Raw genomic sequence first — 24,518 nt, forward strand, 5'->3', positions numbered from 1 at the left:
GTTAAATTAATATTTAGAGGATTAAACATGGCTCAGCATTTTGATTACATTGCAATTGGTGGCGGTAGTGGTGGTATTGCATCAGCTAACCGTGCAGCAATGCGTGGCGCAAAAGTAGCATTAATTGAAGCTAAACACATGGGTGGCACCTGCGTAAACGTAGGGTGTGTTCCTAAAAAAGTAATGTGGCATGGCGCTCAAGTTGCTGAAGCAATTAATCTTTATGCTCCTGATTACGGTTTTGATGTTGAAGTTAAAGGCTTTGACTGGTCAAAGCTAGTAGAAAGCCGTGAAGCCTATATTGGCCGCATTCACAAAGGCTATGATAATGGTTTAGCTAAAAATGGCGTAACTGTGATCAAAGGCTTTGCAAAATTTGTGGATAGTAAAACCGTTGAAGTAAATGGTGAGCATTACACTGCTGATCACATTTTAGTTGCCGTAGGCGGACGCCCTACTATTCCTAACATTCCAGGTGCTGAACACGGTATTGATTCAAACGGCTTTTTTGAGCTGAACGAACAACCTAAGCGTGTTGCCGTTGTTGGTGCCGGTTACATTGCCGTAGAAATCGCTGGTGTGCTACACAGCCTAGGGACACAAACCCATTTATTTGTTCGTAAGAGCAAGCCGCTGCGCACCTTTGACCCATACATTATCGACACACTGGTTGATATTATGGCAAAAGAAGGCCCTACTCTGCACACTGAGTGTTCGCCAAAAGAGGTGGTAAAAGAGGCTGATGGCAGCTTAACTATTCATTTTGAAAACGGTTACAGCGAAAATGTTGATCAGGTTATTTGGGCGATTGGTCGTACACCTACAACCGATAAAATTAACCTTGCTGCAGCAGGCGTTGAAGTAAACGAAAGCGGCTATGTAAAAGTAGATGAATACCAAAACACCACGGCTAAAAATGTATACGCTGTGGGTGATATTATCGAAAATGGTATTGAGCTTACACCAGTTGCTGTAAAAGCGGGTCGTACTCTATCGGAGCGTTTATTTAATAAAGCGCTGCCGGATGATTTGAAAATGGACTACAGCCTAGTACCAACCGTGGTATTTAGCCATCCACCTATCGGCACCATTGGCTTAACTGAACAAGAGGCGATTTCTCAGTACGGCGAAGAAAATGTAAAAGTATATAAATCAAGCTTTGCGGCTATGTACACCGCAGTTACTCAGCATCGCCAAGCATGTAACATGATGCTTGTGTGTGCAGGCGATGATGAAAAAGTTGTGGGCTTACACGGTATTGGTTTTACCGTTGATGAAATGATTCAGGGCTTTGCTGTCGCCATGAAAATGGGCGCGACTAAAGCCGATTTTGATGCGGTTGTAGCACTACACCCAACAGGGTCGGAAGAATTTGTTACCATGAGATAGGTCGAGGTTCGAGGTTCGAGGTTCGAGGTTCGAGGTTCGAGGTTCGAGGTTCGAGAAATAAAAAAACCTTGTGGTTAACATCGCAAGGTTTTTTTATTTAGAAGTTAGGTGTTTTGCTCGAGACGCGCAGCCCGTCGCCCGCTAACCTTCGTATTTTAAGCTAAATGCTCTCGGGCTAAATATTCTAACGATTGCATTTCTTGCAGGCGACTAATACAGCGTTTAAATTCAAAGTTTAAATTGCCTTGTGTATAGAGCTCGGTAATGGGTTTTTCTGCAGAGATAATTAAGGTAACGTTACGCTCATAAAACTCATCTACCAACGCAATAAAACGCCTTGCTGCATCATCATTATTTTGTCCAAGCTGTTTTACGTTTGATAAAATCACCGTGTTATATAATCGGCTTATTTCCATATAATCCACTTGGCTACGCGCGGTTTCACACAGTTCGCTAAATTCAAACATAACGATGCAATCAGACACCTTGCGGGTTTTGATCATCCGCCCTTCTATTTCAATTGGGGTGTCTACTTTACCGGCCTCAGGGGAGAGCTTATCAAAGTATTCAAATAGGTTTTTATCAGCTTGCTCATCAAGCGGGCTGTGAAAAATTTCTGCTTGTTCCAGTGTACGTAACCGGTAATCAACACCGGAATCTACATTAACTATTTCAGTATGCTTATTCACTAAGGCAATAGCCGGTAAAAAACGAGCGCGTTGTAAGCCATTGCGGTATAAGTCGTCAGGTACAATATTTGACGTGGCAACCAGCACAATACCACGAGCAAATAGCGCTTCCATTAAACCACCGAGCAGCATGGCATCGGTAATGTCTTGTACAAAAAACTCATCAAAACAAATAATGTCAGTCTCAGCTTTAAAAATATCGGCAACTGTTTCTAATGGGTTTGCTGTGTTGTTTAACTTTTTAAGCTCGTCGTGTACTCGGTGCATAAAACGGTGAAAATGCACTCGCATTTTTCTATCGCCCGGCAAAGCTTCGTAAAAAGTATCAACTAGGTAGGTTTTACCACGGCCTACGCCACCCCAAAAGTACAATCCTTTTATAGGTGCAGGGTCAGCTTTATTAAATAGCTTTGCAAAAAAGCCTTTCGATTGTGGTTTTGCTTGTGTTAAATCGTCGTATAAACGCTGTAAATGACGAACTGCATTTTCTTGTGCTGCGTCATGTACAAAGTCATCGCGTTGAAGGTCTTGCTGGTATGTTTGCCAAGGAGTCATATCTATTTACAGTTAAAACACAGTTTAATTTGTAAAGCATATTAACACGCATCAATACTCAGGGTATATTAGACTTAGTATGAATTATTATTGAACTAAATTTTTTTAGTTATTTTCGCATAGAGGTGAATTTATGGGTACATTTACATGGGTAGGTTTAGTGATAGTGGTTGCTATTGCTGCATTTTTCGTTGGTGCCTTTGTCACTAAAAAACAATTTAAACAAGATGAGTTAGAGCAACAAGCAGAGCAAGCTAAGCATTCGCTTGAGCAGTATCGTCAAGATGTTGCCGATCATTTAGCGAACACTGGTAAGTTAGTAAACAAAATGAAAGAAAACTACGACCAGTTATTAAGCCATGTTGAAGAAACCAATCAACTATTACTTGAAGACAGAAATAAAGCCCCTGCTGAACCGTTTTTCTCTAAAGAAACCACAGAGCAGTTACAAGCGTCATTAAAAGAGCGTAGTTCGGATCGCTCAAACGCCGATGCTCAACCAGCTGATTATGTGTCGGGTAAATCAGGATTATTTGCTGGTGATGTGAATACTTCTAAAGCATCTTGATGAACTTTTTTTTGACCCCATAGTCTTTAGATATAACAGCTTTGTTGTTTTATCTTACTGATATACTTTTTTGAGGCTGCTTATTGCAGCCTTTTGCTTTTTAAGTGGAGTAAACCCTGACTATGAAAATGAAATTATCACTTATCAGTGCTGCTATTTTATCTACTAGCTTATTACTAAGTCCAACCGCCTCGTTTGCTAAATTGCCGGTTGCCGTTAATGGTCAACAATTACCAACACTTGCCCCTATGCTTGAGCAAATTACCCCAGGTGTAGTGAGTATTCAGGTTTCAGGCTCTAAAGAGGTTCGCCGACGCGGTGACCCGCTCGATTTCTTTTTTGGCAACCCGCAGCCACGTAGCCAAAAGCGCCAGTTTAGTGGTTTAGGCTCAGGAGTTATTATTGATGCTGACAAAGGTTATGTCGTTACTAACAACCATGTAGTGCAAGACGCCGAAAAAATGGTGGTCACTCTTGAGGATGGCCGCGAATATGAAGCAACAAAAATTGGTAGCGATAAAGAGTCTGATATTGCGCTACTACAAATAGACGCAGATGAATTAACCGCAGTAAAGCTAGCTAACTCAGATGACTTACGTGTCGGTGATTTTGCTGTAGCTATTGGTAACCCTTTTGGTTTAAGCCACACGGTTACCTCAGGTATTGTTAGCGCATTAGGCCGCAGTGGCTTAAATATTGAAGGCTACGAAGATTTCATTCAAACCGATGCCGCGATAAACCAAGGCAACTCAGGTGGGGCTTTAGTTAATTTAAACGGTGAGCTGATTGGTATTAATACCGCTATTTTAGGTGCATCAGGCGGAAATGTGGGGATTGGCTTTGCTATTCCGTCAAATATGATGAAAAACCTTGTTGATCAAATTGTAGAGCATGGTGAAGTACGCCGTGGTTCGTTAGGTATTTCAGGCCGCCCTCTTGATGCAGGTCTTGCTAAAGCACAGCAGCTTGATGTTAAACAAGGGGCTTATGTTATGCAGGTAATGGATGACACCGCAGCCAGCAAAGCGGGAATTAAAGCAGGCGATGTAATTATTAGCATTAACGGCAGTGAAATTAGCGGATTCCATGAGCTACGCAGTAAAATTGCCACCTTAGGTGAAGGCCGCGAAGTACAGTTGGGGATTTACCGTGACGGTAAAGTTAAAAATGTGGAAGTAACCCTTGATGGTGCATCAGGCATTACCGCTGCGGGCGAAGAGTTACACCCAGCATTCCAAGGTGCAACGCTTGAAAACGTGAAGAAGAACAAAATGAAAGGGATTGAGGTGACCTCTGTCGATCCTCGTTCGCCATCAGCACGAGTAGGCCTTGAAGAAGGCGATGTTATTGTGCAAGTAAACCGTCAACGAGTAGAAAGCATTCGCGACATGAACAAAATTATCGAAGATATTCAAGGTAATATTGTGTTAGGTGTGAAACGCGGACGTGAATCTATTTTTGTATTAATTCAGTAATAATACAATAAAAGTAACAGCGGCACTTGCCGCTGTTATTTTTTTTGTGCCATCATAAAGGGATTGCTCACTAACAATAAGAATACCGTGCTAAAACTTCTAAAATTTGTACTTCCTCCTCTATTTGCCGGTTTAGGCATTGCTTTTTTAGTGGTTTTTTTTAGCCCTAACATGCGCACTGCATTGCTACCTAACGTGCCGCTACCCAGTGCAATGACTGCAAGTCATTTGAGCTTTTCTGATGCAGTTAAGCGCGCAGCGCCATCGGTTGTCACCATTTTTTCAGAAAGCATTTCTAAAGAGCCACGCTATAAACGCCAAAATACGGTGCAAGAGCTTGGTTCTGGGGTGATCATGTCACCTGACGGTTATATTTTGACTAATTACCATGTGATCAATAATGCCGATCAAATACTGGTTATTCTTACTGACGGCAGACGTTTTTTTGATGTGCAACTCATTGGCTTTGATACTATTACCGACTTAGCATTATTAAAAATAAATGCCAATCACCTGCCTGTTATACCCGTTAACGATAACTACAGTTCGAGTGTAGGCGATTTAGTATTAGCCATCGGAAACCCACTTAACTTAGGGCAAACCATTACTCAGGGGATCATTAGCGCCACCGGTAAGCAAAAAATTACCGATAGTCCTTACAATAACTTACTGCAAATGGACGCTGCTATTAACGTAGGTAACTCTGGTGGTGCACTGGTAAATTCTAATGGCGATTTAGTAGGGATCACCTCTGCCCAGTTTAAAACCCGTGAAAACTTAAATATACAAGGGATCTTTTTTGCGGTGCCTTACACCTTGGCAAAAGAGGTAATGGGTAAGCTTATACGCCATGGTCGTGTTGTACGCGGCTATTTGGGCTTTGAAGGCACAGCGGTAGACAGTACAGGCAAAGAAGTCAATGATAGCTTAACGCCTGTTGCAGGCATGCGTATTACCAACCTAGACCCTTTAGGTCCTGCATGGCAGGCGGGTATAGAAGAGCAAGATATTGTGATTAAAATTGCTGGGCTTTCAGTGGCTAATCCACAAAATGTATTGAAAAAAATAGGCAGTACCGAACCGGGGAAAGAAATTGAATTTGAGCTTTACCGTAACGGTGAAATACAAAAAATAATGGTGAAAGTAGCAGAGCTTGAAACCAAGCTATAAAGCGCTTATTTATACTTTGGCATTAGACATAAAAAAACGCGATAGATCATCGCGTTTTTTATGGATTAGAATAATAATTGTATTAGTATAACTAATTGCTTTTGCGTTTGATGTTAGCACCTAGCGCACTGAGTTTATCTTCAATACGCTGATAGCCTCTATCTACATGATAAATACGATCAACAACCGTTTCGCCTTGAGCCACAATCCCCGTCAGAATAAGGCTCGCTGATGCGCGTAAATCGGTTGCCATTACTTGCGCACCCGATAAGCTTTTTGTTTCACCACAAAAGGCCGTATTGCCTTCTAAGCGAATATTAGCGCCCATACGTTGTAGCTCAGGCACATGCATAAAACGATTTTCAAAAATAGTTTCGGTAATCGTCGCACTACCATTAGCCACCACATTTAATGCGGTAAACTGCGCTTGCATATCGGTTGGAAAACCAGGATGAGGCATAGTTTTAATATTCACCGCTTTAAGCTCTCGGCCTCGCATGTCTAAATAAATACTGTCATCGTGCACTTCTAATAACGCATTGGTTGCACGTAGTTTTTCTATTACTGGCTCAAGTGAATGAAAGTCGGTCATTTTACACAGAACTTCGCCGCCAGCCATCGCTGCAGCCACTAAAAAGGTACCTGTTTCAATACGATCCGGTAATATGCGGTGTTCACAACCTGATAAACGCTCAACCCCTTCAATCTCAATACGGCTTGAGCCCGCACCACTGATTTTAGCCCCCATAGCAATTAAGCAATTGGCTAAATCGATAATTTCTGGCTCGCGGGCAGCATTTTCTAGTACTGTTTTACCCTCGGCGAGCGTTGCCGCCATCAGTAAGTTTTCAGTAGCACCTACGCTAATCATTTCCATGAAAACTTCAGCGCCTTTTAAGCGACCATCTACTTTGGCATTAATATAACCGTTTTCAACGGTTATTTGAGCGCCCATACGCTCTAAGCCTTGAATATGAATATCAACCGGGCGCGCACCAATAGCACAGCCACCTGGTAAGGATACTTGTGCCTCACCAAATCGAGCGACTAAAGGGCCAAGTGCAAGCACTGACGCACGCATTTGCTTTACTAAGTCATAAGGCGCTAACGTGCTATTTACCGTTGCACCATCAATAATGAGTGAATCGCCCTGCCACTGAACATCAGCGCCTAACGTTTTTAATAAGGCTTCGGTCGTAATGATATCGCGAAGATGTGGTACGTTAGTAAAAGTACTTTTGCCATCAGCTAATAAAGCTGCAAATAGAATCGGAAGAGCTGCGTTTTTAGCGCCAGAAATAGTTACTTCACCAGCGAGTGAAGTGCCACCTTGAATTACAAATTGATCCATCTAAGGGGCCTTATTTATTGCGGTAAAATGAATTTTTGCTCACGTTTCCACTCTGTCGGAGTAAAAGCGCGGATAGAAACAGCATGAATGGTACCGTCTGAAATAGTGTTCATTAATGGCCCATATACTAGCTGTTGCTTTTTAACACGATTTAATCCGTCAAAGCATTCACCGACAGCGATTACTTCATAATGACTGCCATTGGCTTTTACATGTACTTCAGCTAACTGAAGTTCGTCGCGTAATAATGTTTCGACTTGACTCGTTTCCATAACTCTCACTCAAATAGGGTTGTAACCTGGCCTAACTGCATAAGGTTTTGCAGTTGTTCAGGTGGGTTTTGCAATTCAAGGCGAATGCCTTGTTGCTTAAATTCTGTAAAAGAGTGAATTAACCAAGCTAAGCCGGCTGTGTCAACCCTTGTCACCTCACTTAGGTCAAAATAAAGGGTTTTATGCTCAGTTTGTCGCTTGGTATTCAGAAGCCGTTCATTGCCAATTGAATTATGAGTCAATTCACCACTGACTCGTAGATGCTGTTCATCGACTTGGCTGATTGCCAATTTAGTCATTTGTGTCACTGCCTCTAAACTGAACCGGTAACTTACTTTTTTGCTCTAACAGGTCGCTAACGTGGTCAATACCTTGTTGGCGTAAAATGCCCTGAAGCTCACTTTGTTTTGCATCAAGTAAGCTAATGCCTTCAGCAATCATATCGTAAGCGCGCCATTCGCCACTTCTATCTTCACGTACTTTAAAATCAATTTTAATATCAGGCTTACCGGCTTCTACAATTTTGGTTTTTACCACCACCACATCTTTGCCTTTAAAAGGCTGCTCGGCAGCAAATTCAACTTGTTGATTAGTATACTGGGTAAAAACGCCAGCATAAGTGGCAACAAGGTACTCTCTAAACGCGCCAATAAAACGCTGAATATCTTCAATTGCTTTTGCTTTTTCTGCTTTGTCGGTAATGGCGCGTACCTTAGATACTTCGCTACCTAACACTCTCAGTGCAGCATATTTGTAGTCAATGTAGGGCATCAGTTCTTCTTCAACGATGACCCGTAAATGCTCTTTGTTAGTGGTTATTAACGGCTGGTCTTTGGTAATACGCTCAAAGGTATTATCAGCAACCTGACGTACCATTTTATTAGGATCAGTCAATTTCACTTCACCGGCATGTACACTTTGTACTAGCGTGACAGTTACTAATGCGATACTTGCTAAAAATGTTTTCAACATAATAATTACTCACTACCTTGGTTGAATAAAAACTGGCCTATTAATTCTTCTAGTACCAATGCTGACTTGGTATCTGTAATAGAATCGCCGTTGGCTAATGCTTTACTTTGAACACCAAATAAATCGTCAATGGCTTGATCTTGTTCGCTGTTCGCTACATCTTCGCCTAAGCATCGCTGTTTAGCTGAATCTGATGCGATCACAGGGTTAATACCTAAGTATTGCTCACCTAAAATACCCGAGGTTAAGATAGAGATGGAACTAGTGTCTGAAAAACGACATAAATACTGCGCATCAATACTCATATTTACTACTGGTAAAAACTCTTGTGGGTGTACATAAATTGACTCTACACGACCAATAACAACGCCGCCCACCTTAATGGGTGCACGTGTTTTTAATGATCCTATATTTTCAAACTTGGCGTTCAATGTGTAGGTTTCACCTGAGCCGCTAATACCCGAATTAGCCACTTTGAGCGCCAGCATTGAAAATGCCAAAATGCCCAATGCTACAAAAAAACCAACTAAAATTTCTAATTTCCGTGAATTCATTATTTAATACCCTATTAGCTGGTAAACATTACCGCTGTCAAAATAAAGTCAAAACCTAATACCGCTAGTGATGAGTGCACCACTGTCTCTGTTGTTGCCTTGCTGATCCCCTCTGATGTGGGAACACAGTCATACCCTTTGTAAAGCGCAATCCAGGTAACAACAATCGCAAATACGATACTTTTAATTAAACCGTTTAGTATGTCTTTTTCAAACGACACCTGAGATTGCATAATTGACCAGAAACTTCCCGTATCAACGCCTAGCCAATCAACCCCCACTAAATGAGCACCAATAATAGCTACAGCAGAAAAAATAAGTGCCAACATTGGCATACTAATCAAACCAGCCCAAAACCGCGGCGCTATAATTCGTCTAAGCGGGTCAATGGCCATCATCTCAAGCGATGATAACTGTTCGGTGGCTTTCATTAAGCCAATTTCAGCGGTTAACGCACTGCCTGCCCTACCGGCAAATAATAATGCGGTTACTACTGGCCCAAGTTCACGCAATAAACTGAGCGCCACTAAAGGGCCTAGGCTGTCTTCAGCGCCATAATCAACTAAAACAGTATAGCCTTGCAGGGCTAATACCATGCCGATAAACAATCCTGATACAACAATGATCAATAATGACTGTGAGCCAACCATATATAATTGGCGCACGAGTAAAGGTGTGCCTTTTTTAAAATTGGGTACATGCCATAACGCACTTGCCAGCATTTGGGTTGAACGCCCCAGTGCAGCAAATCGGCCCAGCGTTTTGTGGCCTATTTTTTGTAGTAAATCCAACATTACTGCTGCTCTCCTAACAGTTCATCTGCATAGGTTTGTGCTGGATAATGAAATGGCACTGGACCATCTGATAACCCTTTTAAAAACTGTTGAACAAGTGGTGATTCGTGCTCTCGCATCTGCTCTGGTGTACCACTGCCAATAACGCCTTGATCAGCAATAATAATAACGTGGTCGGCAATACTCATTACTTCTGTCACATCGTGCGTGACAATTAAAGAAGATAAGCCAAGTACTTCGTTTAAAGATTTGATCAGCTTAACTAAAACCCCCATTGAAATAGGGTCTTGTCCTGCAAAAGGCTCATCATACATAATAAGTTCAGGATCAAGCGCTATAGAGCGAGCCAAAGCTGCACGACGTGCCATACCGCCAGATAACTCTGAAGGCATTAAATCTTTAGCACCACGTAAGCCAACAGCTTGTAGTTTCATTAATACCACTAAACGGATTAAATCTTCACTGAGTTGCGTGTGCTCTCGAATGGGGAATGCAATGTTATCGAACACCGACATATCAGTAAATAAGGCACCGCTTTGAAATAACATACTCATGCGTTTACGTGCCGCGTAGAGTTCTTTGCGCGACATAGCGACAATGCTGTCGTTTTTAAATAAAATATCACCGGAGTCTGGTTTAAGCTGGCCACCTATTAGGCGTAGCATCGTGGTTTTGCCAATTCCGCTTGGCCCCATAATGGCAGTAATTTTACCCTCAGGTACGTCAAAGCTCATATTTTTATATATGACCCTATCGCCTCTAGAAAAGGTAACATCCTTGACTTCAACTATTGATTGCGACAAGTCGCTCTCCATAACAATACTCTCTCATATTTCTATTTTAAGGGTTTTTTAACCAATATGGAAAAAACAATTCGTAAGATTTTGTAATAGTGTCGCAAAAACAGTTATAAGATTGATTCAAGCAGCCTTAACTTTGGCTTAAAATTTCATATAAAAAGCGCCAAAGAATTCTTAAAATAACCACCTAATGTATTACACCTTATTCTTTTATTTATACTTTTATGGTGGCTTTTGTTACTATTCGCGCTATCTGAATTTACATTAATTGGCTTATCACAATGGTTACCTCGTTTGTCATTTTAATTCTTGGTTTTGCGGCTCTCGTATGGAGTGCAGACAGGTTTGTTTATGGTGCAGCAGCACTGGCTAAAAACTTTGGCGTGCCAACGCTAATTGTAGGTTTAACCGTGGTAGCTATGGGCTCTTCAGCGCCTGAAATGATGGTATCGGCTTCAGCAGCTTTGGCAAATAAAACCGATACTGCCGTGGGTAATGCAGTTGGTTCAAACATCACTAACATCTTATTAGTTTTAGGTATTACCGCCCTTTTAAGACCCTTATCAGTATCTTCAAGTACGTTAAAACGTGAAATTCCACTGGTACTGCTGGTCTCCATTGCAACTTGGTATATTTTTTCAGATAACTATTTTTCATTTTTTGAAGGTGCAGCCTTATTATTTGGCTTTGTTGTTTTTATTGGCGGACTTATTTTTGTCTCACTGCGAGCTAAAAACCAAGACGATCCGTTTGTGAGCGAAGCCTGTGACGAAGTACCTGACAATGTACCAACCAAAAAAGCTGTTTTTTGGCTGGTAGTGGGTATGATTTTACTGCCGGTTAGTTCACACTTTTTAGTTGGCTCAGCCGTTGATATCGCAAAATATTTTGGCTTAAGTGACTTGGTGATTGGTTTGACCATTATTGCTATAGGCACCAGCTTACCTGAACTTGCAGCTTCAATTGCAGGTGTACTTAAAAATGAAGATGACTTAGCGCTGGGTAACATAGTTGGTTCGAATATTTTTAATATTTTAGCGGTATTACCGCTGGCAGGATTAATTAATCCATCGGTTATTGACGCATCAGTAGCTAACCGTGATGTTATTATTATGATTGGCGCAACCTTGGCGCTAATTGCTATGTCATTGAACTTTAGAGGTCAAAGACGTATCAATAGAATAGAAGGTGGTTTGCTCATCGTCGCATTTATGATTTACCAAGGTTATATTTTTAGTCAAGTAGGATAGCCCATGGCAACGCTAAACTTTATTCAACAAGGGTTACGTGTTCTAGAGATTGAACGCCAAGCACTCAGCGATATTACACAATACGTTAATGAAAGCTTTAACCAAGCCTGTCAATTAATGTATGACTGCTCAGGTCGTATTATTGTTATTGGCATGGGTAAATCAGGCCATATTGGTAACAAAATAGCCGCCACTCTTGCCAGTACCGGCAGCCCCGCATTTTTTGTTCACCCGGGTGAAGCAAGCCATGGTGATTTAGGAATGATCACAGCAAATGACGTGGTTATCCTCATTTCAAACTCTGGTGAAACCAGCGAAGTACTTAATATTATTCCAGTATTAAAGCGCATTGGTGCCAAAATGATTGCCATGACAGGCAACCAAGGCTCAACCATGGCAACATTGGCAAATGTGCATGTGTGTATTAAAGTTGAACAAGAAGCCTGCTCATTGGGCTTAGCACCTACTGCAAGTACCACTGCCACACTCGCTATGGGTGATGCCATGGCGGTGGCATTATTAGAAGCACGCGGCTTTACTGCTGATGATTTTGCACTATCGCACCCTGGTGGTAGCTTAGGCAAGCGATTACTCTTAACTCTTAAAGATGTTATGCACAGTGGTGCTGATACGCCTATCATTAACGAGACGCAAACGATTAAAGATGCCTTAATTGAAATGTCGGCCAAAGGACTCGGCATGACCGCTATTGTTGATAGTGACCAGCAATTATCAGGCCTGTTTACCGATGGCGATTTACGCCGTATTTTAGAGCAACGTATTGACATTCATAGCACTGAAATTAATGTTGTGATGACCAAGTCGTGTACTACAGCCACCCAAGAGATGCTCGCGGCTGAAGCGTTAAATATTATGGAACAAAAACGTATTAATGGTTTAATTGTAATTAATGAGCATAATCAACCGATTGGCGCACTAAATATGCAAGACTTACTTAAAGCCGGAGTGCTATAAATGCAATTTGAAGATCTCTATCAACCGCTAAGTGATGATGCAAAGGCGCGCGCAAAAAAAGTAAAGCTATTAATTTGTGATATTGATGGTGTATTTTCTGATGGACGTATTTATCTTGGAAACCAAGGTGAAGAACTCAAAGCATTTAACACCAAAGACGGATTTGGTATCAAAGCCCTGATTAACAGCGGTTTTGAAGTCGCCGTAATCACTGGGCGCCATTCTCATATAGTGCAGCAGCGAATGAGCAGTTTAACCGTACAACATATATATCAAGGCCAAGAAGACAAGCTCATAGCCTATCAAGAATTAAAACAAAAATTAGCGCTTAGCGATGAGCAAATTGCTTATATAGGTGATGATGGCCCAGACATGCCAGTAATGGAGCAAGTCGGTTTTGCGGTTGCCGTAAACGATGCTCATCCACTTATTAAACGTTTATCACATTATGTAACCCAACTGCCCGGCGGTTTTGGTGCGGTAAGAGAGCTGACAGACTTACTTATGCTCGAAAATAACAAGCCATTAACTAGCCAAGGAACGAGTTCATGAATGTAGCGCGCATTATACTGAGCGTTTTATTCATAAGCTGTATGGTTTGGCTCTGGTATCCTTATTTTACTAAGGTTGATATTACTGCAAGCGAAGAAACACAAGTTATTGCTAAGCCTGATTATACCGCTATTGAGCTAAAACAAACGGCTTATAATGAACAAGGTAAAGTGAGCCATAAGGTAACTGCGGTAAAAATGGAGTTGTATCAACAACTCGGTTTTACCTTTTTTGAAAAGCCTATATTCACTTTATACAACGAGCAGCAAACATGGCGTATTAACGCCGATGAAGCCACCCTATACGACGACCGTCAACTGGTGTTAGAGGGTAATGTAACCGCTCAAAACTTAGTAGATAACGCCATGATCGATACGATCACCGCCCAGACCATCAATGTTGATATAAAACTATTAACCATGCAATCACAGCAGCCTGTCGTTATTACAGGACCTAATTTAAAAATCACAGGTAAAGGCCTTGAGGCCGATTTAAAAACCGAGGTGATTAAACTTATTAACCATACGCGAACCCTATATTATGACCAATAACCTATTTAAAATTCTAATTGTTCCTTCATTACTGATTGCATTTCATAGCCATGCAGAGGAAACCACTGAAGCTCCTGCGGCTAATCAAATCTCAATTAGTGCTGACAGGCAGGAAGGTCAATTAAAAGAAAACGTAGGCATTTTTGAGAAAAATGTTGAAATTATTCATGGTAATCGCCGTATCACAGCTGACCGTTTAGAAGTGCATAAACGCGATGACCTAGGCGATAACAAACAGTTATTAATTGCCACAGGCAGCCCTGCATATTTTGAAGAAACACAAGCCGATGGCACCATAATGAGCGCCAGTGCGAATGAAGTGCGTTACGATGTGTCGCTGCGTTTTTTAACCTTAATCGGCGATGCAAGCATTGCTCAAGCAGGTCAAAAAATAACAGCTAAAAGTATCACTTACGATATCGAGCAGCAGTTAATTAGCGCAGAAAAAGACGAAAACTCAACAGACCGTGTACACACTATTTTAGTGCCTGTTGAAAATAAAAAAGAAGATGATAAAGGCCAACCATGAGCACATTAAAAGCAGAGCTATTAGCTAAAAGCTACAAAGGTCGTGAAGTTGTAAAAAACGTTGGCCTAGAGGTTGAAGCTGGCAGTATTGTGGGGTTACTTGGCCCTAATGGTGCAGGTAAAACCACCACTTTTTATATGATTGTAGGCCTTGTCCCTAGTGATAAAGGCAAAATATCAATTGATGATAAAGATATTACTTTATTACCGATGCACAGCCGAGCGCGTTTAGGGATTGGTTATCTACCGCAAGAGTCGTCTATTTTTAGAAAGCTGACTGTTTATCAAAACTTAATGGCTATCTTAGAAACACGTAAAGAATTAAACAAACAACAACGCGAAGATACCTTAAATAATTTACTTGATGAATTTAGCATTCAGCATATTCGTGACAGCCAAGGTATGGCCTTATCAGGTGGTGAACGTCGCCGCGTTGAAATTGCGCGAGCATTAGCAGCAAACCCTAAATTTATCCTTTTAGACGAACCCTTTGCGGGGGTTGATCCTATCTCAGTATTAGATATTAAAAAGATTATAGAGCATCTTAAAAACCGTGGCATTGGCGTACTTATTACAGACCATAACGTGCGCGAAACACTTGATGTTTGTGAAAAAGCCTACATAGTTTCTCATGGGGAGTTAATTGCATCAGGCACTCCTGAATACGTATTAAACGATAAAACAGTACGCGATGTTTATTTGGGCGAGCAGTTCAAGCTCTAATATGTGTGTTATTCCACTAAGCATCTGCTAAGATTAATCATACTTAGTCTGTTGACCTTTCAAGGTTGAATTTGCAGCAGTCTGTTTGGTATTTAGGCAAGGCAGAGCCTATGTGGTGTGGTATTCCCCATAAATAGGCGATAACGCAGCATCAATGCCAAACAGGCGCTGCCCTTCGGGTTCTGCCTAGGGACGATTTACTCTTTGTTGCCTACATGGATGTAGGTAAGGAGCGTGAGCAGGACGCGGAAGCTTTGCTCGGTTTTGACTTAGCCCACTAGGTTACAAACCTCGCGCCGCAATTAAACCGCCCCTAGTTTGAACAAATTTTAATCCGTAAAGGTCAACAGACCGTAATTTAAAAGGATTGTTAGAGATAAATGAGGCAATCATTACAGCTGCGCATGGGCCAGCAACTTACAATGACTCCACAGTTGCAACAAGCAATTCGCTTATTGCAACTCAGTACATTGGATCTCCAGCAAGAAATTCAAGAAGCGCTCGATAGCAACCCCTTGCTTGAAGTTGAAGAACACGATTACAGCGAAGACACTGCAGGTAAAAACGAACAAAAAGCCGATAACGATGACTTAACGCTAAGTGCCTCAGCTGACGATAAACCTAGCGAGTATGAGCAAGATAGCGGCGAAGCAATGACCAAAGACACCATTAGCGATGATATGGCTATGGATGTTACTTGGGATGAATATATGAGCGCTGCGCCTGCCTCTTCATCGGGCCCAATGCCAGAAGATGAATCTATTTATCAAGGCTCTTCGACTGAAACGCTGCATGAGTATTTAATGTGGCAACTTCAACTGACGCCGTTTAGTCCTACCGATGAAGCGATAGCTATTGCAATTGTAGAAGCTGTGGACGACTCAGGGATTCTAACCCTTAGCTGTGAAGAAATATTAGAAAGCTTTAACCAAGAAAACGACGGCGAAGATGAAGTTGAACTTGACGAAATAGAAGCGGTACTAAAGCGTATTCAACTATTTGATCCAGTGGGAATAGCCGCGCGTAGTTTACAAGAGTGCTTGTGTATTCAGCTAAATCAATTTGATAAAGACACACCTTTTTTAAACGAAACAAAAATGATCTTAACCGATCATATTGATTTACTTGCTGCACGTGACTATCGCACGTTGATGAAAAAAACAAAGCTTAAAGAAGATGAGCTTAAAGAAATCATGACGTTGATTCATACGCTCAGCCCAAAACCGGCAGACACTATTGTTAGAGAAGAGTCTGAATACGTTATTCCTGATGTGTCGGTTAAGAAAGTTAAAGGTCGTTGGGTAGTTGAATTAAACCCAGATAGCATGCCTAAGATCAGAGTAAATAGCCAATATGCAGCTATGTCGCGTACGGTTAAATCAAGTGGTGATAGCCAGTTTATTCGCTCGCACTTACAAGAGGCTAAATGGTTTATAAAAAGCTTAGAAAGTAGAAATGACACGCTACTTAAAGTAACCAACTGTATTGTGCAACAGCAACAGGCCTTTTTTGAACACGGTCCTGAGGCTATGAAGCCTATGGTGCTTAACGATGTGGCTGAAATGGTGGAAATGCATGAGTCGACTATATCGCGTGTTACTACGCAAAAATACATGCATACACCACGTGGCATTTTTGAGCTTAAATATTTCTTTTCAAGCCATGTAAGTACTGAAAATGGTGGCGAATGTTCATCAACAGCAATACGTGCATTAATTAAAAAATTAATCGCTGCAGAAAACTCAGCTAAACCATTGAGTGATAGTAAAATTGCAGATATATTGGCAGAGCAAGGAATTAAAGTAGCGAGGAGAACTATAGCAAAATATCGCGAATCTCTAGCTATTCCCCCGTCTAATCAACGTAAAAGTTTGATTTAAGGCGTACAACAAAGAGGAAAATGTTTATGCAACTGAATTTAACTGGTCGCCATGTAGATATTACCGACTCGCTTAGAGACTACGTAAATAGTAAATTTTCGAAGTTACAGAGGCACACTGATCACATAACGAATGTGCACGTTATTCTCGATGTAGAAAAACTAAACCAAAAAGCTGAAGCAACCGTTCATGTAAGTGGCGCTGAGATTTTTGCCTCTACTGAGCATCAAGATATGTATGCCGCTATAGACTCGCTCATTGACAAGCTAGATCGTCAAGTAATTAAACACAAAGAGAAACTTGCTCGACACTAACACTATGAAACTAAGCTCACTTATCTGTCAGGACTGCAGTAAAGCTGCGGTCCTTTTTAATAGTAAAAAAAGAATTTTAGAATTTATCAGTGAATTGGCTCACAATAAGCTGCCCTATTTAACACAACAAGATATTCTTAATGCATTAACTGCAAGAGAAAAGCTTGGAAGTACAGGCATTGGCCGAGGCATTGCTATTCCACATGGTCGCATGAGTGGAGCTCAAGAGCCCCTTGCTTTGATTTTAGTGAGCGAAACAGCTATTAATTTTGATGCGATTGATAACCGGCCGGTTGACATTTTTGTCGCGTTAATTGTTCCCGATGGCGATAATCAGCAGCATTTGAAGACGCTAGCCACGATTGCTGATAAGCTCAATGATAAAGAATTTTGTAAGCAATTACGAGCAGCAAAATCCGACAATGAGCTGTATCAAGTAATTGTAAGTCAACCGTAGTAACAATTAAGGGTGATAAATGGAATTAATAATTATAAGTGGTCGCTCAGGTTCTGGTAAATCTGTTGCGCTGCGTGTTGTTGAGGATTTAGGTTATTATTGTGTAGATAATATTCCTTTAAATTTATTGCCATCTCTTGTTCGTAGTGTTTCCGACAGCTACAACAAAATAGCCGTAAGTGTTGATGTGCGTAATTTACCTAAAGAGCAGCAACAGTTTAATGAAATCATTGAATATTTACCTGGTTTCACTAAGCCAACGGTGTTTTATTTAGACAGTGACGATCAAACCTTAATTAAACGTTTTTCAGAAACACGGCGTCTCCACCCTTTATCTATTGATTCTTTGCCGCTTGATTTAGCCATAAAAAAAGAAAAACAACTGCTTGATGTATTGATTAATCGTGCTGATTATATGATTGATACCACAGATTTAAGTGTGCATCAGCTTGCTGAATCTATTCGTGAAAAAATACTCGGAAAAAAAGATAAACAACTGATCATTACCTTTGAGTCATTTGGTTTCAAACACGGCATCCCTAAAGAAGCAGATTACGTATTCGATGCCCGTTTTTTACCAAACCCGCATTGGGAGCCTGAACTTAAGCCACTTACGGGGCTGGATCAACCAGTAAAAGACTACCTAGCAAGTCACAGCATAGTGCAAAAATTTACATGGCAAATTCAAACATTTGTGCAAACATGGCTGCCGCATTTAGAACGAAATAACCGCAGCTACTTAACCATTGCAATTGGCTGCACAGGTGGGCAACACCGCTCTGTTTATTTAGCGCAAACCATTGGCGAAAGCTTTGCAATGAGTCATCCTAATGTAAAAATTCGCCACCGAGAACAAGAATAAAATCAAAGCTTGCGAGAACATGTCATGCGCTTAGAAAATACATTTTTAATAAAAAACAAATTAGGATTACACGCTAGAGCGGCGACAGTACTAGCTCAGCTTTCTGTGCAATTTGATGCCACAATCACTTTATTTCAAGATGACAAACAAGCCGCTGGCGATAGCGTGCTGGCACTTATGTTACTCGAAAGCAGCCAAGGCAAAGAAGTTAAGGTGGTATGCGAAGGCCCCGACGCTGAGCCTGCACTTAGCGCAATAGGTGAACTCATCGACCAACGATTTAATGAGCAAGAATAAAAAAGTTCATTATTAATTCATCATCCTAAGCTTAGGTTAATAGTGGTTGAGTTAGTTTGCTCACATAAAGTAAGATAAACTAAAATTGAATAGCATTTATACCCTTCCAGCATGTAATACAATTTAATTAAGGACGCCAATGCCTGAAGCTTTAGAACAAGATATTCCACTACAACAACTAAAACAGGTGACTAAGTCACTAAATAGTGGTCAATTTGTTCAAGTTAGACGCATGCTGGCAAAAACGGCGCCTTGTGATACCGCACTTCTTTTAGAATCATCCCCGCATAAAATTCGCCGTATGCTCTGGCAGCTTGTTGATCCTGATGTACAAGGTGATGTGCTTGAAGAGCTGTCTGAAGATGTACGTTTGGGCATTATTGCGCAAATGGCACCCGAGCACATTGCTGCCGCAACCGAAGACATGGGCCATGATGACTTAGGGGAAGTACTACGTAGCCTACCTGACACCGTTTATAAAGATGTTGTTAGCGCTATGGATATTCAAGATAGAGAACGTGCAACGCAGGCTTTATCGTATCAAGAGCGCTCTGCTGGCGCATTGATGAATATAGATACCGTTACTATTCGCCCCGATGTGACTCTAGATGTGGTACTGCGTTATATTCGCTTACGCGGCGAATTACCTGAGGGTACAGATGACTTATATGTGGTTGATGAAAATAACTGCTTTTTAGGCGCCCTATCGCTGAGCACTTTATTAACCAACCCCCCTGAAAAAATTGTTCATGATTTAATGGATGAAGACTGTGAGTCTATTCCTATTTCAATGGATGAGAGCGAAGTTGCACAATTGTTTGAGCGTCATAACTGGATATCGGCACCGGTTGTTGATGACAACGCACACTTGCTTGGGCGGATCACCATTGATGATATCGTTGATGTTATTCGTGAAGACGCTGAGCACAGTTTACTGGGTTTAGCGGGTTTAGATGATGAAGAAGATACCTTTGCACCTGTGTTGAAAAGCTCTAAAAAGCGCTCAATTTGGCTGGGTGTAAACTTACTAACTGCATTGCTGGCTGCAATTGTGGCGAGCTTTTTTGAAAACACCTTAGCTATATTACCAATTCTTGCTGTGCTCAATGGCATTGTCCCGTCAATGGGTGGGGTTGCAGGCAGCCAAACCTTAACTTTGGTTATTCGCGGTATCGCGGTGGGTCATATCAACCAAACTAACCAACGTTTTTTATTATTAAAAGAACTCGCTATCGGTGCGATTAACGGTATGGTTTGGTCTATCCTAATTGCCGGTGTTGTTGCGCTTTGGCAATGGGATTTCAAACTCGGTGGTGTTTTAGCGTTTGCTATGTTTATGAATTTAGTTGCAGCAGGTATTGCGGGTGCTAGTATCCCACTATTGCTTAAAAAAATGAAAATAGATCCAGCACTTGCAGGCAGTGTGGTACTAACCACGGTAACTGATATTGTTGGTATATTTGCCTTCTTAGGTACTGCGACTTGGTTATTGATTTAATCTTTTTATAAACGTTTTTAAACAAAAACACCGCATCAATACGCGGTGTTTTTGTTTAAGCCGATAGTTACTTTACATAAGTTAAGGCTACTTAGCGCGTTGGCGATTACCACCTACCTTAGGTTTAGTGTTGGCTTTTTTAAACTGGCTAAAGCCAGTATGACGAGTCAGCGCAGGACGACCGCCCTTGTTACCTTTTCCGCCTTTGGTTTGTCTTTCATCTCGCCCTTCTTCAGGGACTAAACAGTTAGGTCCTTTACCAATAAGCTTGGCTTTGCCCATGTTACGCAGGGCTTCGCGGATCATTGGCCAACCGGCAGGATCGTGATAGCGTAAAATTGCTTTATGCAAACGACGTTGACGCGCTCCCTTAGGCACAGCAACTTGCTCAGTATTATTTTTAATATTACGAAGCGAGTTCATTTCTGTGTGGTAAATGGTGGTAGCGTTGGCCATCGGTGATGGATAAAAGTTTTGTACCTGATCAAGCTTAAAATCATTCGATTTCAGCCACAAAGCCATGTTTACCATGTCTTCATCTTTAGTCCCCGGGTGAGCAGAAATAAAGTATGGAATTAAATACTGCTTTTTACCCGCTTCTTTTGAGTACTTATCAAATAACACTTTAAATTCATCATAGGCGCCCATACCTGGTTTCATCATTTTTGATAATGGGCCATCTTCTGTGTGTTCAGGTGCTATTTTTAAATATCCACCAACATGATGGGTTACTAGCTCTTTAACGTAACGAGGATCACGTACTGCAAGGTCATAACGCACGCCCGAAGCAATTAAGATCTTTTTGATCCCTTTAACCTCACGCGCCTTTTTATATAAGTCGATAGTGGGTGTGTGATCGGTATCCATATGCTTACAAATATCAGGATACACACACGACAAGCGACGGCACGTACTCTCTGCTTTTTTACTGGTACAACGCAGTTTGTACATATTTGCAGTTGGCCCACCTAAATCAGAGATAACCCCAGTAAAGCCCGGCACTTTATCTCTAATTTGTTCAATTTCTTCGATAATCGATTCTTGAGAACGGCTTTGTATTATGCGCCCCTCATGCTCGGTAATAGAACAAAACGAACAGCCGCCAAAACAGCCGCGCATAATATTTACCGACGTTTTAATCATATCGTAAGCGGGAATTTTATTATCGCCATAACTTGGATGTGGTATACGCTGGTAAGGTAAACCAAACACGTCATCCATTTCCTGAGTTTCAAGCGGATAAGCCGGCGGATTCACCCAAATAGAACGATCGCCATGACGCTGAAATAACGCCCTTGCACAACCTGGGTTGGTTTCTTGATGTAAAATACGTGATGCATGGGCATACAAAGGCTTATTAACGCTAACCTGCTCAAATGCCGGCAGTTTAACGTAAGTTTTTTCCCACGGCTTAGGACGAGCAGGCTGGATGGTAATTGGTTTTGCAGCTTCTGCTTGTAAATCGATGCCGGCTTGCTTAAATTCTGATTTAGCACAGCCCACATCATCCGCGCCATAAGGATTAGGAATAGGGTCTATTTTACCAATTTTATCAATGGCTGTTGAGTCACTGCCACGCCAACCAGGTAAAGGCTCTTTACGAATAACTGCCGTGCCTCTAACATCCTGTATGGTATCGATGGTTTCACCGGCAGCGATACGATGCGCTACTTCAACTAACGGGCGTTCGGCATTACCATAAATTAAAATATCGCCTTTAGCGTCAAATAATACGCTACGACGTACTTTTTCTTGCCAGTAATCATAATGAGCAATACGGCGCAGACTGGCTTCAATGCCCCCTAACACTAATGGCACATCTTTGTAGGCTTCACGACAGCGTTGTGAATAAATGATCACTGCGCGATCTGGGCGTTTACCACCGACATTTCCTGGTGTGTATGCGTCATCATGGCGCATTCGTTTTTCAGCGGTGTAACGATTGATCATCGAGTCCATATTACCGGCTGTAATACCAAAAAATAAGTTAGGCTTACCCAATGCCATAAACGCATCTTTAGAGTTCCAATCTGGTTGAGCAATAATACCCACTCTAAAACCTTGCGCTTCTAGCACTCGGCCAATTACGGCCATCCCAAAACTAGGATGGTCTACATAAGCATCACCGCTAATAATAATAATATCGCAGCTATCCCAGCCAAGCGCGTCCATTTCTTCGCGTGTTGTTGGTAAAAATGGAGCTGTGCCATAACACTCAGCCCAATACTTGGGGTATGAGAATAAGGCGCGTTCAGCTTTTAATGTGCTCATAAAATTGGCCGTTCAATAACAAAAGGCGCGAATTATACCCTATCGACATCCCCGTTGATATAGCACAAAATGAAAGCGCTGATTAAAAATTGTTTACCTTTATGGCATTACTAAAACTAATAAATCATCTAAACTTATTACGGCTAATGTCTGCTTTTGGAATAATACAAGGTAGATAAAATAGATCAAAAGCAACCGTGACTTCGTTAAACTATTAAATAATTAATAATTGATAGACGCTGTAAATTAAAATAGATGAGGAATACCTATTAAACTACTTAAAAAAATAATGCAGTTTTCAATCATATTGCTTCTGGTTTTTGTTGTCGTTGGATTATTGTTACCACAAAATTATCATGTGCAAAAAAGTATAAAAATTAATGCACGCGCTCCCGTAATAAAGTCATTAGTGGAGGACTTTACCCAGTGGTATAAATGGTCGCCGTGGCAACAAATAGACCCTAATATTAAGTTTAATATTGGAGAACCGAGCTCTGGCGCAGGAGCCTACCAATCTTGGGAAGGTAAATGGGGCAATGGCGAAATGACAATATCGTCATTAAGCGATAATGAAGTTGTATTTAGTGTGTTATTTAATCAAGAGCATATTATCACTAGCAAATTGCTATTTAGCCCGCACACAAAAACCGTCACGTGGCATATAGAAGGACAAGCAACGATGCCGCTTATTTCTGGGTACGTTGCTATATTTGCTGAAAATATATTAGGTAATATAGTGACCCTAGGATTAAATAACCTAAAAACGGTCGCTCAACTCAGTGATGCACAAGCAATAATGGAAAGCCATGACAGTCAAAACCGCACAAGCCAGGATTAAACTTGCCAATATTATTGAGTCACTGCTAGGTTACTCGGTCACAAAAGTGAGCAATACGCCTGCCATTGATGAAAAAACCTATAATCCTCAAGGTAAAGCCAAATCGCTTTATAGTATTAATAGCGAGCATTCAATTTTAGCGCGTGCTCAAAAACGACAAGACTTACTACTGATTAAACAGCAACAAAATATTGAGACTATTTTAGCCTTAGCAATGGAGTTTTGTCCTGATGTTGCTTGCGCTAAGCAGCCCGATGCTGATTGGGTGGAGCACTTTATAGCCTTATGTGAAGATACCTCAAATCAATCTATGCAAGTGTTGTGGGCAAAAATTTTTACTGGCGAAACCATTAGCCCAGGTACTTTTTCTATTAAAAGTTTACAAACACTTAAGCACATGACCCAGCGCGAAGCCGATTCATTAAGAAAGTGCGTGTCTATTTCTGGGTATAACGAAAAGGATAGCAGCCACCTAATATTCTTGGGGTATTACAAAAAACCCTCATTATTTGATTTACTAGGTAAAGGCAATAAAGTGTCATTAAGCATAGGTAAAAGCGGCGTGAGCTTTCCAGACGTACTAACTTTAATGGATTTAAACTTGCTGTATCGTAAAGAAATAGAGTCAGCGGCATTAAAAGTAGGACAAGAGTTCACCCTATCCTTTTTATCACAAAAACTAATCTTAAAAGCAAAAAGTAACGATTTAGTGCTTAGCTATTATAAGTTTACTCAAACAGGTGATGAACTATTTAGATTAATGAACTACCCAATTAACAAGGTGTACAAACAGTTAATTGGTTCAGCATTTGAAGGGGAATTTGAATTAGTTTGGCATTCTTTAAAATAGCAAACAGAGATGACTAATAATAAAAGCGTGTGTTAGCTTTTAAAAATAAGAGCCACACAAGGTGGCTCAAAATAAAACTTTAA

General features: G+C 41.1%; 27 protein-coding genes. 18 read left to right on the forward strand and 9 right to left on the reverse strand.

All coding sequences use genetic code 11. The features are described 5' to 3' along the window. Positions 1 to 27: 27 nt before the first annotated feature. A complete protein-coding gene (gene gorA, locus ND6B_RS01925; RefSeq protein ID WP_028834537.1) occupies positions 28 to 1,389 on the forward strand; it encodes a glutathione-disulfide reductase in 1,362 nt (453 codons plus the stop codon). 155 nt (positions 1,390 to 1,544) lie between these two features. Here gorA and zapE read toward each other — a convergent pair whose 3' ends face one another. Next, entirely contained in the window at positions 1,545 to 2,633 is a 1,089-nt protein-coding gene (gene zapE / locus ND6B_RS01920; protein WP_033104257.1) for a cell division protein ZapE, read from the reverse strand. 133 nt (positions 2,634 to 2,766) lie between these two features. Between zapE and ND6B_RS01915 the strand changes: the two genes are divergently transcribed. The 3 genes from ND6B_RS01915 to ND6B_RS01905 all read left to right on the forward strand — a co-directional run bounded on the left by ND6B_RS01915 (position 2,767) and on the right by ND6B_RS01905 (position 5,846). Continuing rightward, positions 2,767 to 3,201 (forward strand): YhcB family protein, encoded by a 435-nt coding sequence (locus ND6B_RS01915; protein WP_008115546.1) that lies wholly within the window; start codon positions 2,767 to 2,769, stop codon positions 3,199 to 3,201. A 122-nt stretch (positions 3,202 to 3,323) separates the two neighbouring features. Then, entirely contained in the window at positions 3,324 to 4,676 is a 1,353-nt protein-coding gene (locus tag ND6B_RS01910) for a Do family serine endopeptidase (RefSeq protein ID WP_008465125.1), read from the forward strand. An 87-nt stretch (positions 4,677 to 4,763) separates the two neighbouring features. Beyond that, on the forward strand, positions 4,764 to 5,846 hold the full coding sequence (locus tag ND6B_RS01905) for a trypsin-like peptidase domain-containing protein (RefSeq protein WP_013463993.1): 1,083 nt from the start codon (positions 4,764 to 4,766) through the stop codon (positions 5,844 to 5,846). 91 nt (positions 5,847 to 5,937) lie between these two features. Here ND6B_RS01905 and murA read toward each other — a convergent pair whose 3' ends face one another. The 7 genes from murA to ND6B_RS01870 are packed head-to-tail and all read right to left on the reverse strand — an operon-like array spanning position 5,938 to position 10,604. Then, positions 5,938 to 7,197 (reverse strand): UDP-N-acetylglucosamine 1-carboxyvinyltransferase, encoded by a 1,260-nt coding sequence (gene murA / locus ND6B_RS01900; protein ID WP_008465122.1) that lies wholly within the window; start codon positions 7,195 to 7,197, stop codon positions 5,938 to 5,940. Positions 7,198 to 7,211: 14 nt separating this feature from the next. Continuing rightward, positions 7,212 to 7,469 carry a BolA family protein gene (locus tag ND6B_RS01895; RefSeq protein WP_033104258.1) on the reverse strand — a complete coding sequence of 86 codons (258 nt, stop codon included), beginning with the start codon at positions 7,467 to 7,469 and terminating at the stop codon, positions 7,212 to 7,214. A gap of 5 nt (positions 7,470 to 7,474) precedes the next feature. Then, positions 7,475 to 7,768, reverse strand: a complete 294-nt coding sequence (locus ND6B_RS01890; RefSeq protein ID WP_008465119.1) for an STAS domain-containing protein — start codon at positions 7,766 to 7,768, stop codon at positions 7,475 to 7,477. Next, positions 7,761 to 8,441 carry an MlaC/ttg2D family ABC transporter substrate-binding protein gene (locus ND6B_RS01885; protein WP_024601339.1) on the reverse strand — a complete coding sequence of 227 codons (681 nt, stop codon included), beginning with the start codon at positions 8,439 to 8,441 and terminating at the stop codon, positions 7,761 to 7,763. The genes ND6B_RS01890 and ND6B_RS01885 overlap by 8 nt, the downstream gene beginning before the upstream one ends. Positions 8,442 to 8,446: 5 nt before the next feature. Then, the gene (gene mlaD / locus ND6B_RS01880) at positions 8,447 to 8,995 is read right to left on the reverse strand and encodes an outer membrane lipid asymmetry maintenance protein MlaD (protein ID WP_013463990.1); all 549 of its coding nucleotides are present in this window, start codon (positions 8,993 to 8,995) and stop codon (positions 8,447 to 8,449) included. 14 nt (positions 8,996 to 9,009) lie between these two features. Beyond that, entirely contained in the window at positions 9,010 to 9,789 is a 780-nt protein-coding gene (gene mlaE / locus ND6B_RS01875; RefSeq protein ID WP_013463989.1) for a lipid asymmetry maintenance ABC transporter permease subunit MlaE, read from the reverse strand. After that, entirely contained in the window at positions 9,789 to 10,604 is an 816-nt protein-coding gene (locus tag ND6B_RS01870) for an ATP-binding cassette domain-containing protein (RefSeq protein WP_013463988.1), read from the reverse strand. Before ND6B_RS01870 ends, mlaE begins: the two co-directional genes overlap by 1 nt. A 266-nt stretch (positions 10,605 to 10,870) precedes the next feature. Here ND6B_RS01870 and ND6B_RS01865 point away from each other — a divergent pair, with 266 nt between their 5' ends. From ND6B_RS01865 to mgtE, 12 genes are all read left to right on the forward strand, one after another. Beyond that, positions 10,871 to 11,839 (forward strand): calcium/sodium antiporter, encoded by a 969-nt coding sequence (locus tag ND6B_RS01865; protein WP_033104260.1) that lies wholly within the window; start codon positions 10,871 to 10,873, stop codon positions 11,837 to 11,839. 3 nt (positions 11,840 to 11,842) lie between these two features. Next, positions 11,843 to 12,814 (forward strand): KpsF/GutQ family sugar-phosphate isomerase, encoded by a 972-nt coding sequence (locus ND6B_RS01860; RefSeq protein ID WP_016900276.1) that lies wholly within the window; start codon positions 11,843 to 11,845, stop codon positions 12,812 to 12,814. Next, positions 12,815 to 13,366 (forward strand): 3-deoxy-manno-octulosonate-8-phosphatase KdsC, encoded by a 552-nt coding sequence (gene kdsC, locus ND6B_RS01855; protein ID WP_013463985.1) that lies wholly within the window; start codon positions 12,815 to 12,817, stop codon positions 13,364 to 13,366. Beyond that, positions 13,363 to 13,917, forward strand: a complete 555-nt coding sequence (lptC, locus tag ND6B_RS01850; protein WP_024601343.1) for an LPS export ABC transporter periplasmic protein LptC — start codon at positions 13,363 to 13,365, stop codon at positions 13,915 to 13,917. Before kdsC ends, lptC begins: the two co-directional genes overlap by 4 nt. Next, complete coding sequence (gene lptA, locus ND6B_RS01845) at positions 13,907 to 14,446, forward strand: lipopolysaccharide transport periplasmic protein LptA (RefSeq protein WP_033104261.1); 540 nt, start codon at positions 13,907 to 13,909, stop codon at positions 14,444 to 14,446. The genes lptC and lptA overlap by 11 nt, the downstream gene beginning before the upstream one ends. Continuing rightward, positions 14,443 to 15,168 carry an LPS export ABC transporter ATP-binding protein gene (lptB, locus tag ND6B_RS01840; RefSeq protein ID WP_013463982.1) on the forward strand — a complete coding sequence of 242 codons (726 nt, stop codon included), beginning with the start codon at positions 14,443 to 14,445 and terminating at the stop codon, positions 15,166 to 15,168. The genes lptA and lptB overlap by 4 nt, the downstream gene beginning before the upstream one ends. 380 nt (positions 15,169 to 15,548) lie before the next feature. Continuing rightward, the gene (locus tag ND6B_RS01835; protein WP_024601344.1) at positions 15,549 to 17,048 is read left to right on the forward strand and encodes an RNA polymerase factor sigma-54; all 1,500 of its coding nucleotides are present in this window, start codon (positions 15,549 to 15,551) and stop codon (positions 17,046 to 17,048) included. 26 nt (positions 17,049 to 17,074) lie between these two features. Next, on the forward strand, positions 17,075 to 17,362 hold the full coding sequence (gene hpf / locus ND6B_RS01830; RefSeq protein WP_010390562.1) for a ribosome hibernation promoting factor: 288 nt from the start codon (positions 17,075 to 17,077) through the stop codon (positions 17,360 to 17,362). Between the two features lie 4 nt (positions 17,363 to 17,366). Next, positions 17,367 to 17,819 (forward strand): PTS IIA-like nitrogen regulatory protein PtsN, encoded by a 453-nt coding sequence (gene ptsN, locus ND6B_RS01825; RefSeq protein WP_033104262.1) that lies wholly within the window; start codon positions 17,367 to 17,369, stop codon positions 17,817 to 17,819. Positions 17,820 to 17,838: 19 nt separating this feature from the next. After that, complete coding sequence (rapZ, locus tag ND6B_RS01820; protein ID WP_010390558.1) at positions 17,839 to 18,681, forward strand: RNase adapter RapZ; 843 nt, start codon at positions 17,839 to 17,841, stop codon at positions 18,679 to 18,681. Between the two features lie 24 nt (positions 18,682 to 18,705). Then, positions 18,706 to 18,978: an HPr family phosphocarrier protein gene (locus ND6B_RS01815; protein WP_013463979.1), complete on the forward strand. Its 273-nt coding sequence runs from the start codon at positions 18,706 to 18,708 to the stop codon at positions 18,976 to 18,978. A 139-nt stretch (positions 18,979 to 19,117) separates the two neighbouring features. After that, positions 19,118 to 20,476, forward strand: a complete 1,359-nt coding sequence (gene mgtE / locus ND6B_RS01810; RefSeq protein WP_024601347.1) for a magnesium transporter — start codon at positions 19,118 to 19,120, stop codon at positions 20,474 to 20,476. An 87-nt stretch (positions 20,477 to 20,563) separates the two neighbouring features. Here the strand turns inward: mgtE and ND6B_RS01805 are convergent, their stop codons facing one another. Then, positions 20,564 to 22,747, reverse strand: coding sequence for a YgiQ family radical SAM protein (locus ND6B_RS01805; RefSeq protein ID WP_033104263.1), 2,184 nt, complete (start codon positions 22,745 to 22,747; stop codon positions 20,564 to 20,566). 289 nt (positions 22,748 to 23,036) lie between these two features. On the opposite strand from ND6B_RS01805, the gene ND6B_RS01800 reads away from it, so the two are divergent. Further along, the gene (locus tag ND6B_RS01800) at positions 23,037 to 23,585 is read left to right on the forward strand and encodes an SRPBCC family protein (protein WP_033104264.1); all 549 of its coding nucleotides are present in this window, start codon (positions 23,037 to 23,039) and stop codon (positions 23,583 to 23,585) included. After that, on the forward strand, positions 23,554 to 24,435 hold the full coding sequence (locus ND6B_RS01795) for a TIGR03899 family protein (protein WP_033104265.1): 882 nt from the start codon (positions 23,554 to 23,556) through the stop codon (positions 24,433 to 24,435). The genes ND6B_RS01800 and ND6B_RS01795 overlap by 32 nt, the downstream gene beginning before the upstream one ends. The last annotated feature ends 83 nt before the right edge of the window (positions 24,436 to 24,518 follow it).

The sequence above is a fragment of the Pseudoalteromonas sp. ND6B genome (genome assembly GCF_000764215.1).
GTDB lineage: Bacteria > Pseudomonadota > Gammaproteobacteria > Enterobacterales > Alteromonadaceae > Pseudoalteromonas > Pseudoalteromonas tetraodonis.

Excerpts from the sequence above, each read along its gene's own strand:
- gorA (WP_028834537.1), top strand. The coding sequence starts at position 28 with ATGGCTCAGCATTTTGATTACATTGCAATTGGTGGCGGTAGTGGTGGT.
- zapE (WP_033104257.1), bottom strand. The coding sequence starts at position 2,633 with ATGACTCCTTGGCAAACATACCAGCAAGACCTTCAACGCGATGACTTT.
- ND6B_RS01915 (WP_008115546.1), top strand. The coding sequence starts at position 2,767 with ATGGGTACATTTACATGGGTAGGTTTAGTGATAGTGGTTGCTATTGCT.
- ND6B_RS01910 (WP_008465125.1), top strand. The coding sequence starts at position 3,324 with ATGAAAATGAAATTATCACTTATCAGTGCTGCTATTTTATCTACTAGC.
- murA (WP_008465122.1), bottom strand. The coding sequence starts at position 7,197 with ATGGATCAATTTGTAATTCAAGGTGGCACTTCACTCGCTGGTGAAGTA.
- ND6B_RS01895 (WP_033104258.1), bottom strand. The coding sequence starts at position 7,469 with ATGGAAACGAGTCAAGTCGAAACATTATTACGCGACGAACTTCAGTTA.
- ND6B_RS01890 (WP_008465119.1), bottom strand. The coding sequence starts at position 7,768 with ATGACTAAATTGGCAATCAGCCAAGTCGATGAACAGCATCTACGAGTC.
- ND6B_RS01885 (WP_024601339.1), bottom strand. The coding sequence starts at position 8,441 with ATGTTGAAAACATTTTTAGCAAGTATCGCATTAGTAACTGTCACGCTA.
- mlaD (WP_013463990.1), bottom strand. The coding sequence starts at position 8,995 with ATGAATTCACGGAAATTAGAAATTTTAGTTGGTTTTTTTGTAGCATTG.
- mlaE (WP_013463989.1), bottom strand. The coding sequence starts at position 9,789 with ATGTTGGATTTACTACAAAAAATAGGCCACAAAACGCTGGGCCGATTT.
- ND6B_RS01870 (WP_013463988.1), bottom strand. The coding sequence starts at position 10,604 with ATGGAGAGCGACTTGTCGCAATCAATAGTTGAAGTCAAGGATGTTACC.
- ND6B_RS01865 (WP_033104260.1), top strand. The coding sequence starts at position 10,871 with ATGGTTACCTCGTTTGTCATTTTAATTCTTGGTTTTGCGGCTCTCGTA.
- ND6B_RS01860 (WP_016900276.1), top strand. The coding sequence starts at position 11,843 with ATGGCAACGCTAAACTTTATTCAACAAGGGTTACGTGTTCTAGAGATT.
- kdsC (WP_013463985.1), top strand. The coding sequence starts at position 12,815 with ATGCAATTTGAAGATCTCTATCAACCGCTAAGTGATGATGCAAAGGCG.
- lptC (WP_024601343.1), top strand. The coding sequence starts at position 13,363 with ATGAATGTAGCGCGCATTATACTGAGCGTTTTATTCATAAGCTGTATG.
- lptA (WP_033104261.1), top strand. The coding sequence starts at position 13,907 with ATGACCAATAACCTATTTAAAATTCTAATTGTTCCTTCATTACTGATT.
- lptB (WP_013463982.1), top strand. The coding sequence starts at position 14,443 with ATGAGCACATTAAAAGCAGAGCTATTAGCTAAAAGCTACAAAGGTCGT.
- ND6B_RS01835 (WP_024601344.1), top strand. The coding sequence starts at position 15,549 with ATGAGGCAATCATTACAGCTGCGCATGGGCCAGCAACTTACAATGACT.
- hpf (WP_010390562.1), top strand. The coding sequence starts at position 17,075 with ATGCAACTGAATTTAACTGGTCGCCATGTAGATATTACCGACTCGCTT.
- ptsN (WP_033104262.1), top strand. The coding sequence starts at position 17,367 with ATGAAACTAAGCTCACTTATCTGTCAGGACTGCAGTAAAGCTGCGGTC.
- rapZ (WP_010390558.1), top strand. The coding sequence starts at position 17,839 with ATGGAATTAATAATTATAAGTGGTCGCTCAGGTTCTGGTAAATCTGTT.
- ND6B_RS01815 (WP_013463979.1), top strand. The coding sequence starts at position 18,706 with ATGCGCTTAGAAAATACATTTTTAATAAAAAACAAATTAGGATTACAC.
- mgtE (WP_024601347.1), top strand. The coding sequence starts at position 19,118 with ATGCCTGAAGCTTTAGAACAAGATATTCCACTACAACAACTAAAACAG.
- ND6B_RS01805 (WP_033104263.1), bottom strand. The coding sequence starts at position 22,747 with ATGAGCACATTAAAAGCTGAACGCGCCTTATTCTCATACCCCAAGTAT.
- ND6B_RS01800 (WP_033104264.1), top strand. The coding sequence starts at position 23,037 with ATGCAGTTTTCAATCATATTGCTTCTGGTTTTTGTTGTCGTTGGATTA.
- ND6B_RS01795 (WP_033104265.1), top strand. The coding sequence starts at position 23,554 with ATGACAGTCAAAACCGCACAAGCCAGGATTAAACTTGCCAATATTATT.